Raw genomic sequence first — 14835 nt, forward strand, 5'->3', positions numbered from 1 at the left:
GGTCGGTGGGCACGGGGTGCCCACCCTACGAATGTCGAAGTCCGCAGGGTGGGCTCCCCGAGCGCACCATGCATCAGCGTTCAACGATCGCGAATATCACCGCAACGCATGCGGGAGTTGGACGCGTGGACGGGAAGCCCGTCCACCCTACAAGTCTGTAAAAAGAACGCCCCGCGAACGGGGCGTCTGTCCCAGCGGTCCGACTACACTACATCAGAAGCTGTAACGCATCAGCGCCGTATAACGCGGCCCGGACACGAACCACGCGCGGCCCTTGAAGCCGATCCCCTGCTGCATCAGCTGACGGGTCTTGGAGTCCGTCAGGTTCTGCGCCTCCAGGCCGATCGACAGGTTCTCCGTGAAGTTGTACGTGATGGAGCCGTCCAGCTGGCCGTAACCGTCCATCCACACGGGCAGCGCCCACGCCACGTTGTGCTGGCCGAACGTCGCGCTGTCCGGATTCGTGTCGGTACCATCCGAACCCTGCGTGCCGTTGACGTTCACGTTCTGCAGGTTCTTCGAGCGCCAGTTCCACGCGAGGCGCGCCGACAGCGGGCCCTTGTCGTACATGAGGGCCAGGTTGTACGCCTGGCGCGACAGGCCGATCAGCGGCAGGTCGCCGAACGTCTTGCCATCGATGTCGCAGCCGTTCAGGTTCAGGTTGAAGTTGGAGGCCGAGTTCCCGCCCGAGCAGTACACCGCGTGCACCGGCTGGTGCAGCGACGTCTTGCTGTCGACATACGTGAAGTTCGCCTGCACGCCGAAGCCCGACAGCCAGCCCGGCAGCTTGTCGAAGTACTGCTGGTACGTGATCTCGGCACCGCGCGCGTGGCCATCGGCGCCGTTCACCGGGCCCGTCACGGCGAACGTATACGGCTTGCCCGAATTATCCGAGACGTTGTAGCCGTAGGACTGCTTGATGATGACGTCCTTCAGCTGCTTGTTGAACAGCGCCACGGTGAACGAGCCGGACGGCGCGAAATACCACTCGCCCGTCAAGTCGACCTGGTGCGAACGGACGGGACGCAGGTTCGGGTTGCCCGTGCCGGTGCCCGTATAGGTGACCTGGCCGGTGGCGTTGTCCACGTTCTGCGACAGCGTCGTGTAGCCCTGCAGGTCGGTGAAGTCCGGGCGCGAGATGCCCGTCGACACGCTGGCGCGGAACTGCAGTTTATCGGTCGCCTTCATGCGCAGGTTCAGGCTGGGCAGTACGTTACCGTAGTCGTTGCTGAAGTCCTGCTTTTGCGAGAACTTGGTGAACACCGGAATGCCCGGGCCCGTCGACGAGCTCGGGTTGAAGACCGTGTAGCCGTGCGCCGTCATCTTCGTCTTCACGTAGCGCACGCCGATGTTGCCGTCCACGGGATACTTCAAGTCGTCGAAGCCGAAACGCAGCTGCGAATACAGCGCGCCGGTGCGCTCGGACTGGTCGTTCAGGCCGGCGGGGTCGGTACCGAAGGTCGCCGGGTTCCACGACGTGCACTTGCCGGAGCCGTCCGTGCACAGCTTGTTCGGGTACGTGTGCAGCAGCGCATAGCTGTCCGGGTAGCCCGTCGTCAGGCCCACGCCTGGGAAGACGAGCGCGGGCACCGACGTGTTGTTGTTGAAGAAGTTGTTGAACGAGTGGACCTGGACCTGGTTGGCGAAGCGCGAATCGCCCAGGTACGCGAGGCCCGTCAGCGTGCCGCCCACCTGCCACGGCTGCGTGATGGCGGCCCAGTTGTAGCTCGGGTTCGAGTTCTCGTTGCGCGAATCGCGGTCCGTCAGGCGCACGCCGAAACGGATGTCGCGCAGCACCGGATGGTCGAAGTCGTACTTCGCATCCGTGCGCCATGCCCATTCGCCGGCCTTGCTGCGGTCCTGGTGTTCCATCGTGAACGCCCAGTAGTAGTTCGCCGGATTGGCGAGGTATGCGCGGTCCGCCTGCGTGAACGACAAGCTCGGCACGTCGCCGCGCAGGTCGATCGTCTCGCTGGGCATCGTCACACCGGTGGCGACGGTCGAATCGAAGCTGCTCGTCGTGGCGCGGATGCGCTGCAGGTCGGTGTCGATCGTCCAGCGGTCGTTCGCGCGCCAGTGCACGTGCCACGCGATGTCCGTCGTGTCGGACTTGCGGTCGGCCGAACGCGTGTCGCCGCCGAAGTTGATGCCCTTGTCGGCCGGGTCGGTCAGCGTGCCCGTCAGCAGCGCGCCTTTCGAGTCGAACGTCGCGTCGGGGCTGACCTGGATGTTGTAGGGGCTGGACTGGGCGAAGATCGCCTGCTCGTCCCAGTGCATCTTGTAGCGCGACTTGAAGAACGTCAGGCTGGAACTCAGCGACGCATCCTTCTTCCACTGCAGCGCGCCGTAGGCGCCTTCGCGCTTGCGGTCGAATTGCAAGGTGCGCCACTGCGAGCCCTTCGGTACCCAGACGGTCTTGCCCGGCACGACGTCCGTGCGCGGATAGTAGGGCTCGACCTGGAAGGCGTCCGTGCGCGTGCCGCTTTCCGAATACGCGAGATCGACGAGGGCGCCGATCTCGCCGAAGCCCGTCTTCCAGCGGTCCGAGAACATGAAGGAGCCGGACGGGGACGTCTTGCCCTTCTTGAGCGTCGAATACGTGTCCTGCAGCGACGCGGCCATCTTGCGGCCCTTGAAGTCGAACGGCAGGAACGTGCGCAGGTTCACGAGACCGCCGACGGCGCCTTCGATCTGTTCCGCCGACGGGTTCTTGTAGACGTCGAGGCCGGCCATCAGTTCCGGCGGCACGTCTTCGAAGTTCAGCGCGCGGCCGCCGTTCGCGGAGAACGAATCGCGGCCGTTGAGTTCCGACCGGACGTACGACAGGCCGCGCACGTTCACGCTCGAGCCTTCGACCGAGTAGTGCTCCGGGTCGCCCTTCGTCATCGTGCGATCGATGGTGACGCCGACCACGCGCTGCAGCACTTCCGTGACGGAGCGGTCCGGCAGCTTGCCGATGTCGTCCGCGACGATCGAATCGACGATCTCGTCCGAATTCTGCTTGAGCTTTTGCGCGGATTGCAGCGCGGCGCGCTGGCCCGTCACGACGACGACGTTAGCACCAGAGGCGTTTTGAGCCGCCTCCTGTGCCAGCGCCGTCGTGCCGGCGAGCAGCGCGATCTGGCTGGCTGCCACGGCGATCGCGGTTCGTTTGAATCGAGTCATTGTTATCTCCTATGCTATGCGCATAATTCGCCCCATCTCGATGGCGGGGCTTAGTTTCAACTACAGAAAAAACGACCGCCGTGCGACGGCCGCGGACACGTTCGTTACCGATCCAGCGTGTAGTGCGCCGGTAGCGCCACGCCGGGACGGTAATGGGAATGGAATGCGAAAGCACCGCGGATCGCGGCGAGGGGGATTGACAGAATCAGTATCGGCATCCTTGTCTCCACGCTGTATTTATTGCGTTGGCGTTGTAGTCTTTATGGTTATGTAATCGTTTTCATGAGTGTAGTGATCATGCGTGAGTTTTGTCAAACCCCATAACTTCTTGTTGTGCGCTAACATCGTATGTATGCATTCTTTGCAAGAAAGTATATCGAAAATTGATAGCTCAGCAATTCGACGCAAAACGACGTTGCGTCGGTATGGCGCGCCGGCAGAGAAACCGTCCAGCGGACGCATGAGCGAATCGGTCGCCACGCGCCGGCGCGCGCGGGGCAATCACCCAAGCCCGGGCATACATGGCATGGGGGCACGGTTCACGGCCGATCGCGACCGTTCGCCGTCGTTCGCGACTACACCTGAACGCACTGGCCATTAGGATGGTAGCGCAATCGGCGTGCTAGCCGGTCGCCGCCTGCGTGCACAAGCTTGAATTGAGTGCAATTGAATCGACGCGCAAATAATTCGAATTCGATGGTAGCGCAATCATTCGAATCCGGCGATAAATGGGAAACGTTTCCCACCTTGTTCATGAATCCGCAACTCATTGGACTAAGGCTTGCCGCTATCCATGAGAGCACGTAGAGTCCGAACTATTTATTTCAGTAGGCGATCGTATTTCGAAAAGGAGATCGTAATAGAGACATGGTAGCTTTCCAGAAATTCCAATACCGAACGTGTCCGGCCGCGCCGACCGCCCGCGTCGCGCGTCGCGGAGACGGCGCATGAACATGCCTGCCGAACCGCCGAAGCGGACACGCCGCTCGAAAGGCGGCCTCACGCTCGTCGACGTGGCGCGCGTCGCCGGGGTGGCGCCGATCACCGTGTCGCGCGTGCTGAACTCGCCGGAAAAAGTGTCGCCCGACCTCGTGCAGAAAGTGCGTTCGGCGATCGAACGGACGGGCTACGTGCCGAACCTGCTGGCAGGCAGCCTCGCCTCGACGCACAGCCGGATGATCGCGGCGATCCTGCCGACCATCGCCGGCTCCGTCTTCCTCGACACGGTCCAGTCGCTGACGGAGACGCTCGCGGCCGCCGGCTACCAGCTCATCCTCGGCCAGGCGGGCTACGAGAATTCGCGCGAGGACGAGCTGCTGGAAGCGATCATCGGGCGACGCCCGGACGGCATCGTCCTGGCCGGGATCATGCGTTCCGCGCAGGGCCGCCGCCGCCTGCAGGCCAGCGCCATTCCCCTCGTCGAGACGTGGGACCTGACGCCGACCCCGGCCGACATGCTGGTCGGCTTTTCGCATGAAAGCGTGGGCGAGGCGGTCGCGGAATTCCTGTACCAGCGGGGACGCCGGCGCGTCGCCGTGATCAGCGCCTCCGATGAACGGGCGCAGCGCCGCAACCGCGCGTTCGCGCAGGCGGCCGTGCGGCTCGACATGCAGGGTCCGGACGGCGCCATCCCGTTCCACACGACCTCCGCGCCGGGCACGGCGGCGGGCGGACGCGCGGGGTTGCGCGCGTTGCTCGCGGCCAGTCCGGACATCGACGCGGTGTTCTGCAGCTCCGACATGGTCGCGCTGGGCGTGCTGACGGAAGCGCACGCGCTGGGCATCGCCGTGCCCGACCGCCTGGCCGTCGTCGGCCTCGGCGACCAGGCATTCGCGGCGGACACCTGGCCTGCCCTCACGACCGTGCACCTGGATGGCCGCGCGATGGGCACCATTGCCGCGAACTTCCTCATCGACCGGATCGCCGGCAAGCACATCCCGGAGGTCGTGCGCGACATCGGCTTCACGATCGTCGAGCGGGACAGTGCGTAGCAAAATTACTTTGACGATGGCGACGCCTGATCGAGAAAGCAGCTTTACTTGATCGCGATTAAGTAGTTTAATTACATCCTTGGTGTACCAACGACAAGGACAACCATGGATGTGCAATTCCGCGCCGACCCTGCCCTGCTGCCCCATGCGGTGTCCGGCGGCGTGCGCTTCATGCTCGACGCCGCGCCCGACACGCGCCATGTCGCGCTCGCGGGCACGTTCAACAGCTGGGCAGGGGACGCCTGCATGCTGGAACGCGTGTCGCCCACGCGCTGGCAGGCCGTGCTGCCCGTGCCGGCGGGACGCCATCTGTACAAATTCGTCGTCGACGGCACGGCGTGGATCGTCGACCCGGCGAATCCATGGGTGTCGGAAGACGGCCAGAACAATTCCTGCCTGACGGTCGACGAGACGGGCGCCGTGCTGATGCGCCACGCCGGCCTCTCTGCCGCTACGCCCGGGCCTCTCCATGCGCGCCAGGCGCTCGCGAGCCCCGCGTGGCTGCGCGACGGCGTGATCTACCAGTTGTCCGTACCCGCTTTCGGCGGCGACTTCGCGGGCGTGCGCGCCAAGCTGCCGTACCTGGGCGAACTGGGCGTGGACGTATTGTGGATCATGCCCATCCACCCCGTCGGCCCGTCTGGCGATCCGTACGACGTGCTCGATTTCGACGCCATCGAGCCGCGCCTGGGCGATGCCGCCTCCCTGCGCGCGCTCGTGGACGCCGCGCACGCGCGCGGCATGCGCGTCGTCCTGGACTGGACCCTGAACCGCAGCAGCATCGACCACCCGTTCACGCGCACGCATCCGCACTGGTACACGCGGCGCGCCGACGGCAGCGTCTACTACGCCGTGCCGAACCGCGAGGCGTTCGCCGGCTTCGACTTCAGCGACCGCGCGCTGCGCCACACGCTCATCGCCAGCATGCGCCGCTGGATCGAACGGTTCGGCATCGACGGCCTGCGCTTCGACGACGCCGACATCACGCCCTGCGATTTCCTCGACGAGATCCGTGCGGCGCTGGCGGAGGTCCGGCCCGACATTGCCCTGATCTCGCAGTCTTACGACGAATTCCACCACCTGGCCGCGTGCGACCTGACGTACGAAGGCGGCACGCGCGAGATGCTGCGGCGTTGCGCGCGCGGCGAAGCGGACGGCGCGGCGTTCGCGCGCTACTGGACCGAATCGACGTACAGCTTTCCGCGCGGCGCGTTGCGCATGCGCTGGCTGGAAGACAAGGAACAGGGCCGCGCGTCGGCCTTCCTCGGCCGCGCCGTCCACCGTCCGGCGGCGGCCGTGCTCATGGCCATGGACGGCGTGCCGCACATCCTGATGGGCCAGGAATTCGACGAACCGACGTGGACCGGGTGGCAGGTCCTGGCCGGCGCCTGGAAGCTCGACTGGAAAGCGGGCGATCCCGATCTGTACGACCACTACCGCAAGCTGATCGGCGTACGCCGCCACCACGCCGCGCTGCGCCACGGCGCGACGGCGTTCCTGGACGACGTGCCGCCGGGCGCCGTCGGCTTCATGCGCAGCGACGAGCAGGAGGACATCGTCGTGCTGGCCAACCTGTCGTCGACGACATGTGCGTTCGCTTCCGTTAGGGCGGCCGTCGAGCCCCTGTGCGCGTCCGGCTGGCAGCCCGTGGAGGCCACGCTGGCGCCGTACGGCTGGCTGATCGGCATCATAAAAAAAGGGCGCCACGAGGGCGCCCTGAAGTGATATCGAGAGTAAGTAAGTCGAGGCCGTGCTGATGGCCACCACGCCACCGCACGAGCCACCATGTTAATGCGCCGCCGCATGCCACGCTTATCACTTATTCACCATTTGTTATCAGTTTTTGATATAGCCTGCGCGGGCCCGGTCGGCCTGCGCAGCCCGGTGCCGGCACAGGCGCCGGCACGGTGTACAATCGCCTGTTCCAGGACACAGGCGCACCCATCCCGCCCGACCGCGGCGTCGCCGCCCGGCCACAAGCCGGCCCGCAACGTCCGCCGCCGCACGCTGGCCGTCCCGACACACGGGTCTGCAGCGGGTTGCATCCGTCACGCCCTGGCGGACGCTCATCTCAACTCCTACGATCCAGAACAACATGCAGACCCACTCGACTGAAGCAGACCACGGCCTCCCCCTCGACATGATCATCTTCGGCGGCATGGGCGACCTTGCGATGCGCAAGCTGCTGCCGGCCTTGTACATGGCCTTCCTGCACGGGAACCTGGCGCCGACGACGCGCATCCTGTCCACCGGCCGCCAGGACTTCGACCGTGAAGCCTATCTCGCCCACATCGAGGCGAATTCGCGCTCGTTCATCGCCGCCAGCAACTTCAACGAGAAGACCTGGGACGGCTTCCTCAAGCTGCTCGAGTACGTGCGCCTGGACGTGCAGGCCGCGCCCGACTTCTCCGCCCTCGCGCAGGCGTCGCGCGCCGGCGCCCAGCGCGTGTTCTACCTGTCGACGGCACCCTCGCTGTTCACGATGATCTGCGACAAGCTCGCGGCCAGCGGCCTCGTCGACGCCAACGCCCGCGTCGTGCTGGAAAAGCCGCTCGGCACGGACCTGTCGTCCGCGATCGCCATCAACGAAGACGTGGGCCGCCACTTCGCCGAGTCGCAGATCTACCGCATCGACCACTACCTCGGCAAGGAAACCGTGCAAAACCTGATGGTGCTGCGCTTCGGTAACTCGATCCTGGAACCGCTGTGGCGCGCGCCGAACATCGCGAGCGTGCAGATCACCGTGGCCGAGGAAGTGGGCGTGGGGAGCCGCGCCGGCTTCTACGACGGCGCCGGCGCGATGCGCGACATGGTCCAGAACCATCTGCTGCAGCTGCTGTGCATCGTCGCGATGGAGCCGCCCACGTCGCTGGCGCCGGACGCCGTGCGCGACGAGAAGCTGAAGGTGCTGCGCTCGCTGCGCCGCATGTCGCTCGCCGACATCGCGCGCGACACGATCCGCGGCCAGTACATCCACGGCGTGTCGGGCAACCAGGAAGTGCCCGGCTACCACGAAGAGAAGAACGTCCCGGCCGACAGCAAGACGGAAACGTTCGTCGCGCTGCGCGCCTTCATCGACACGTGGCGCTGGTCCAAGGTCCCGTTCTACCTGCGCACCGGCAAGCGCATGGCGCGCCGCTCGTCGAAGATCGTCGTCGAATTCGCGAACCCGCCGTTCCCCCTGTTCCCGCAGACGGCTGGCGCCGTCGCCAACCGCCTCGTCATCGAACTGCAGCCGGAAGAAGCGATCAAGCTGCAGATCATGGCCAAGCAGCCCGGCAGCGGCATGGAGATGCAGCAGGTGGCGCTGAACCTCGACCTGCAATCGGCTTTCCAGCAGCGCCGCGCCGAGGCCTACGAGCGCCTGCTGATCGACGTCGTGCGCGGCCGCCTGACCCACTTCATGCGCCGCGACGAGCTGGAGGCCGCGTGGGAATGGGCCGACCCGATCATCGACGGCTGGCAGACCCTCGACGAGAAGCCGCACCCGTACGCGGCCGGCTCGTGGGGCCCCGCCGAAGCGTTCGCGCTGCTCGCGCGCGACGGCCACAGCTGGGTCGAGTAAGGCCGCGCGCCCTGGCCAGCCTTAATCGTGCACAATAGCCTCTCGGCATCGTGCACGCGGCGCATTTAATGCGCCGCAAAGGCTGGCCAGGTCCCTTCCGTGCGCCCTTGGACGCGGCAGGCCGTTGGCGTAGAGTGCGATGTCTTCCACTCACATCGGACGAACGCCATGCAGGCAAGCAACTGGAATGCGATGGGCGCCCTCGGCGCACAGGCCCTGAAACACATGGACCGCAGCCGCAAGGCCCGCGGCGACATGCTGGACCGCGCCGGCTACGGCCCGCAGCAGACACCCTCCACCCTGCTGTACACGGAACCCGGCCTGGCCCTGCGCCGCTACGGCGCGCCGGCCGAGGTCACGGCGAACGGCGGCCCGGCCGTGCTGATCGTGCCGGCACCCATCAAGCGCCCCTACATCTGGGACCTCGCGCCCGAGGTGAGCGTCGTGCGGCGCTGGCTGGAACACGGCTACCGGGTCTACCTGGCCGAATGGCTCGCGCTGCCCGATACGCACGACCATTTCGGCCTGGACGACTACGGCGACCACTTATTGACCGCCTGCCGCCGCGCCATCGCGGCCGACGGCGGGCCCGGCCAGGTGGTCATCGCCGGCCATTCGCTGGGCGGCATCCTGGCGGCGATCCACGCCTGCCTGCACCCGGACGCCGTCCGCGCGACAATCCTGCTGGAATCCCCGCTGCACTTCACGCCCGCGTCGAGCTGTTTTGCGCGCCTCGTCGACGCGACGCCGCACGCGCGCCCGATCGCCGACGCGTTCCGCCAGGTGCCGGGCGTCTTCCTCAACATGATGAGCGCGCTGGCGGAGCCGCAGGCGTTCCAGTGGGAGCGCTGGGCGGACCGCTGGCTGTCGCTGGCCGACCCGCAGGCATTGACGACGCACATGCGCGTGGAACGCTGGACGCACGACGAATTCCCGCTGCCGGGCCGGCTGTTCACCGAGATCGTCGAATCGCTGTACCGCAACGACTCTTTCATGCAGGGCAGGCTCGTCGTCGGCGGCCGGACGATCGGCCCGGGCGACCTGCGCTCGCCGCTGCTGTCCGTCGTCGACTCGCGCAGCAAGCTGATTCCGCCGGAAGCACTGGTGCCGTTCCACGACGCCACGGCCAACCCTCGCAAGCAAGTGCTGCATTACGAGGGCGACGTCGGCGTCAATCTGCAGCACGTGGGGGTGCTCGTGGGCCGCAACGCGCATGCGCGCATCTGGCCGCAGATCTTCGACTGGCTCGAGGGCGCCGACCGGGCGGCGTGACGCCTGCGAATCGCCGCGGCGCGGCAGTGCCCGCCGTGGCGCGTGTGGGTTCGCGCCACGCCGCGCGGGCCGCATTCACTCCTCGGCCGCGTCGTCCTTGTCGTCCTTGTCGTCGCGACCCAGCAACTCGCTGGACCACTCCTGCCAGCTGCAGTTGGGGCAGCGCCGCCATAGCAGGATCACGAAAAACGTCGCAAAGCCGGCCGTGAGCACGACCGCGTGCAGCGACAGATCCGGTTCGAGGCCGTAGAGAACATCCAGCATGGCACACCTACCTTCCCGGCGGCATCATTGATGGCGACACCGCATGATTTCACTCTAGACCAAGCGGATAGCGGTGTCCAGCACACGGCTGAGGTGTGTGTCAGAAAGGCTTCAGGAACAGGCCGACGGTGAGGGCGATGCCGATGCAGACGATGGCCACGCGCAACGCCCGCTCGTTCACGCGATGCAGCGCCCACGCGCCCAGCAGCCCGCCGATGATGGCGCCCGCCGCGAGCACGCCGCACTGCAGCCAGTGCAACTGCGGCGACGTGAGGAACAGCACGACGGCCGACGCATTCATCACGCCGGCCAGCACGTTCTTCGTGGCGCCGGCGTTGCGCGCCGAGAGACCGGCCATCGTCAGCGCGGCCAGCATCAGGATGCCGATCCCGCCGCCGAAATAGCCGCCGTAGACGGCGATCAGGAATTGGGCGACGGCCGTCCCCGCCTTGCCCAGGTGAACGGTGCCGTCGGCGCGCGGCTTGCGGAAGAAACTCCCCCACGTGAACACCGCGGTCGCGAACAGGACGAGCCACGGCACGAGGCGCGCGAACACGGCCGGTGACGTGTGCAGCAACAGCAATCCACCCGCCGCGCCGCCGGCGATGCTCAGCACGAACAGCGCCCAGAACGGCAGCCCGCCCGCGCCGCTGACGAGTTTGCGTCCGGCGAACCCGGACGTGACCTGCGCGGGAAACAGCGCGACGGTCGACGTGATGTTGGCGGCCAGCGGCGACATGCCGGAGACGATCAGCGCGGGCAAGGTGACGAACGATCCGCCGCCGGCCAGCGCATTCTGCACGCCGGCCCACAGGCCTGCCAGGAAGACGAGCAGCAGCATCACGATGCGGCTCCGTCGAGGTGAATACGGGATGGGGCGATGGCGGGACGGTCGAGTGTGGGCATGGTGCGGCCGGCGCGCACAGGCCGGCGATGAACGTGGACACTCATCTTACACCGCCTGCGTGCGCATGGGCCGGCCGCATGCGGCCGGGCGCACGCGTCAGTGGCCGCCTTGGTCGCCGTGCTGGTGGCCGTGGTCTGCGCCCTTGTCCGCGCCCTTCTCCGCGCCGTGGGCTGGCGGCGCCGGATGCGGATGCGGCGGCTCGTGCGGCGGCTGCGGCGCCGGACGCGGCGGTTCATGCGGGCGTTGCGGCGGTTGCGGTACCGGATGCGGCGGTTCATGCGGAGCGGGCGCCACCGCTTGCGGACGCGGCGCGGGCTCGGACGCCGCGTGTGCCGGCGGCAGCGCCGGCGCACGAGGTGCCTCGTGCCCCGCTGGCACCGATGCCGTCTGCGGCGGCGGGAATCCATGGCGATCGGCGGCGGCCATCGGCACGGCTGGCGCCTGCGCTTGGCGGTTCATGCCCCGCGCCGCCAGCGCGTCCCGTCCCGGGCCGTGTTGCACCAAACGCTCCGGCGGACGCGCGGGCGGGGGGATCTGCGGCACGGCGGGATGCGGCACGTCCGGCCGGGCCGGGCCCAAGGGCGTCGCGCCATGCGGCGCTACCATTGCCGCTTCACGCGGGCCATGCGTGGGCGCGCCGCTCGCCAGGCCGGGTCGCCCGGGGACGGCTGCGCCGCCCGGTTGGCCCGGCCGCACCTCGGGCTGCCCGGCCATCGTTACGGCCGTCGACGACGCGCCGTGCGCGGCAACGCCGCCTTGCGCGGGCGCGCCCGCGGGTCCGCGCGGGCCGGCAACGACCGGCATACCGGACGCGGACTGCAGGCCGTGCCGACCCTGTACGGCAGCAAGGCCGGGGCCCGTCGCCGGGTGCGTGCCGGCTGTCGGCAGCGGGCCGTGCGGCCCCGGTGCAGGGACCGGTACGCGGCCTGCTGCCCAGGGCGTGGCAGCGCCGGGCCGTGGTCCATGCGGGCCCTGTTCAGCAACAGGCCCGGAACCCGCCGCCGCAGGCATGCGGCCTGCAAACTGCTGTCCATGCGGTCCAGGCACGGGGACAGGCCCGCGTCCGGCCGCCGGCGGCATCCCGACCAGGCCCTGCGGCCCATGCGAGGCCGCCGGTCCGGCGGGCGGCGTCCCCGGACGCCCGCCCTGCGCGAACTGGCGGCCGGCGGCATCCACGCCCGGCACGGGTCCGCGCGCCGGCTGCGGCACCACGGGCTTGCCGATGGCCGGCCGCAGCACGCGCAGCGGCGGCACGGGGCCGTGGACAGCCAACGGCGCGCCATGCCGCGCCGGCGCCGCCGCATGCGCAGCGGCGGCGCCGGCCAGCGCAGCGCCCGACACGAACGCCGCCCGCGGCAACGCACGCGCCACCGCCACGCGCTGCTGCACGGGCGCGGGCGGCAAGCGTCCCGCCAGCGGCATGCCGAGGCGGCTCTGCGGCAGCGGCCGCGCCTGCGGTGCCGCCAGCACGGGGGCCGCGCGCGCGACGCCGGGCGGCAGCAGCATGGCGGCGCGCGCCGTCGGCACGGCCTGCGCGAACTGCTGCGCGGGCATCGCGACGATCGCACCGGGCACCGTGCGGTTCACGTAGCGGATGTTGGTGACGTTATTGACGATGTTCGTCTGCTGGATGACGGTGTTCGTCACGTTGACGTTCGTGATGTACGTCGGGCTGGCGTGATAAGGCGGCCGGTATGGCTCGTGCGGGGCGAGCGGGAACCAGCCCACGCCCGGGTCCGAGCGCCCGCCGACCGCCAGCACGGCGCCCACGAATGCCACCAGCGCGGGCGCGTACACGGGCCGCGCCTGCACGGGCGCCGGCACCCACGCCCACGTGTCCGGCGTGCGCACCCAGCGGCCGTAGTGGGACACGGCATAACCGTATGGCTGGTCGTCGATCCACGTCCAGCCCCACGGATCGATCCACGCCCAGTGGCCCGCGTGGTACGGCGCCCAGCCTTGCGGCGCCCGGTCGGGCACCCACACGGTGCCGTAGTCGGGCACCTGGCGCCAGCTGCCGTAGTCGTCCAGGTCTTCGGCGCCGACGACGCCCTGCGGCACGTAGCGGCGCGCAACGGCGCGCGCGTAGCGCTGGTCGCGGCCCATGGCCCAGCGGTCGAAGTCGTCCGGCGGTACCGGTTGCAGCAGCACGTAGTTGTTCAAGTCCTGGCCGCCGAAGCGGTAGCCCTGCCCCGGCGCGAGCGCGAGCGCGCTGCCGTCGCCGTACGCGTCGCCCGCGCCACGCAGCACGGTGACGTCGGTCGTGCTGCCGTCCGGCGCGACGGCGAGCCGGTAATCGCCCGGCTGTCGCGCGACGAACGCGAGGTTCGGCGTGTCCACCTCCACCGTTTCGCCGGGTGCGAGGCGGGGCACGTGCACGTCGACGCGGCCTTGCGAGACCTGCAACTGCGTCGTGCGGTCGTCCGCGGCGAGCACGGTCAGCAACGTGCCAGCGTCCATGCGCGCAACGGCGGAACCGAACTGCGCTTCGTCGCGCGCACCGGCGTCCGTCCACAGGCGGTCGCCGGCGACGAGCGGGCGGTTCAGCGGCGCCTGGGCCCAGTCGGCGGCGCCCGCGGGAGAAAAGCTGACGGGGCCGGCGACGTAGGCGATGCGGCCCACGCGCGCGGGCGGGTCCTGCGCGAGCGCGGGCGCGGCCGAGGCGGCAAGCGCGAGGCCGAGGCCGGCCATCCAGGTGGTTTTACGTGCGGTCATGATCGTCGATGAAGCTTGGGATGATGGCCGATCATAGCCCCGGCACGCAGGGCGCACCGTTCGCTGTCACACCGTGTTACAGAAGTTGCACCTCAGTGCGTAAGCGCCGGATACGTGAAGGCGACGAAGTGGACGGCGTTCAGGGAGAAGTGCGTGAGGATCGCGCCTTCGATACGCCCGCTGCGCACGTAGGCGGCCGCGTAGCCGAGGCCCGCCAGCGCGGCCAGCACGACGAGGGCCGGGCCGCCACGTGCGTGCGCGAGGCCGAACAGCACCGTCGAGACGACAACGGCCACGAACGTGCCGTAGCGCCAGCGCGCCATGCCGCGCGCCAGCCCGCCGAGGATGAAGCCGCGGAAGAACGCCTCCTCCGTCACGCACGTGAACAGCAGGTTCAGCGCGAGGAACCAGGGCGTCAGCGGCGTCCACTTGAAGTCCGGACGCACATAGCCGAGCGCCGTGCCGGCGCCGAGGACGACGACGAGCGTCGCGACCAGCACGGGCGCAGTACGGCGCAGCATCGGCAGCCAGGCGCCGCGCGCGCGGATCGGCACGCAGAACATGCCCATCAGGACCATGCCGGCGACGGCCGTGTCGAAGTTGGCGTGCAGGGTGAACGGGGCGGCGCCGGCCGACACGCGCACGGCGTCCGCCAGCACGGGATTGTGGAAGCCGGGGAAGCGGTGCAGCGCGAACAGGAAGGCGCACAGGCCCGTCGGCACGAGCAGCGGGATGCGCAGCCACGCGCGTTCGCTCGCGCGCGCGCCGAACGCCAGCGCCAGATACGCGGCCGTCGCGGCGACGCCGCGCCAGTCCAGCACACCGGACGCCAGGCCGGCCGCGCAGGCGACGGCGAGGCCGGCGCACCAAGCCCAATCGCGGCTGCCGCGCACGGCCGGCGCCGGCACCCAGCAGCAGCACGGCCAGCGCCAGCGCGCCGAACGCCGGCACGAGGT

The 14835-nt window shown here is 68.7% G+C and carries 9 protein-coding genes; 4 read left to right on the plus strand and 5 right to left on the minus strand.

Annotated features, from left to right (window positions below; translation table 11 throughout):
- Positions 1-213 precede the first annotated feature (213 nt).
- Positions 214-3165, minus strand: coding sequence for a TonB-dependent receptor (locus tag HAV22_RS00445; protein ID WP_166855402.1), 2952 nt, complete (start codon positions 3163-3165; stop codon positions 214-216).
- A 947-nt stretch (positions 3166-4112) separates the two neighbouring features.
- On the opposite strand from HAV22_RS00445, the gene HAV22_RS00450 reads away from it, so the two are divergent.
- The 4 genes from HAV22_RS00450 to HAV22_RS00465 all read left to right on the plus strand — a co-directional run bounded on the left by HAV22_RS00450 (position 4113) and on the right by HAV22_RS00465 (position 9993).
- Positions 4113-5156, plus strand: a complete 1044-nt coding sequence (locus tag HAV22_RS00450) for a LacI family DNA-binding transcriptional regulator (RefSeq protein ID WP_166855404.1) — start codon at positions 4113-4115, stop codon at positions 5154-5156.
- A gap of 105 nt (positions 5157-5261) precedes the next feature.
- On the plus strand, positions 5262-6881 hold the full coding sequence (locus HAV22_RS00455; RefSeq protein ID WP_166855406.1) for an alpha-amylase family glycosyl hydrolase: 1620 nt from the start codon (positions 5262-5264) through the stop codon (positions 6879-6881).
- Positions 6882-7251: 370 nt separating this feature from the next.
- Positions 7252-8721, plus strand: a complete 1470-nt coding sequence (gene zwf, locus HAV22_RS00460) for a glucose-6-phosphate dehydrogenase (RefSeq protein ID WP_166855408.1) — start codon at positions 7252-7254, stop codon at positions 8719-8721.
- 168 nt (positions 8722-8889) lie between these two features.
- Entirely contained in the window at positions 8890-9993 is a 1104-nt protein-coding gene (locus HAV22_RS00465) for an alpha/beta fold hydrolase (RefSeq protein ID WP_166855410.1), read from the plus strand.
- A gap of 75 nt (positions 9994-10068) precedes the next feature.
- Here HAV22_RS00465 and HAV22_RS00470 read toward each other — a convergent pair whose 3' ends face one another.
- From HAV22_RS00470 to HAV22_RS31745, 4 genes are all read right to left on the minus strand, one after another.
- The gene (locus tag HAV22_RS00470) at positions 10069-10257 is read right to left on the minus strand and encodes a hypothetical protein (RefSeq protein WP_166855413.1); all 189 of its coding nucleotides are present in this window, start codon (positions 10255-10257) and stop codon (positions 10069-10071) included.
- A gap of 100 nt (positions 10258-10357) precedes the next feature.
- Entirely contained in the window at positions 10358-11098 is a 741-nt protein-coding gene (locus tag HAV22_RS00475; protein ID WP_166856306.1) for a sulfite exporter TauE/SafE family protein, read from the minus strand.
- A gap of 162 nt (positions 11099-11260) precedes the next feature.
- Complete coding sequence (locus tag HAV22_RS00480) at positions 11261-13879, minus strand: DUF6600 domain-containing protein (protein WP_166855415.1); 2619 nt, start codon at positions 13877-13879, stop codon at positions 11261-11263.
- Positions 13880-13971: 92 nt separating this feature from the next.
- A complete protein-coding gene (locus HAV22_RS31745; protein ID WP_166855417.1) occupies positions 13972-14772 on the minus strand; it encodes a CPBP family intramembrane glutamic endopeptidase in 801 nt (266 codons plus the stop codon).
- Positions 14773-14835 lie beyond the last annotated feature (63 nt).

It is taken from the genome of Telluria antibiotica (genome assembly GCF_011682055.1).
Taxonomy (GTDB): domain Bacteria; phylum Pseudomonadota; class Gammaproteobacteria; order Burkholderiales; family Burkholderiaceae_D; genus Telluria; species Telluria antibiotica.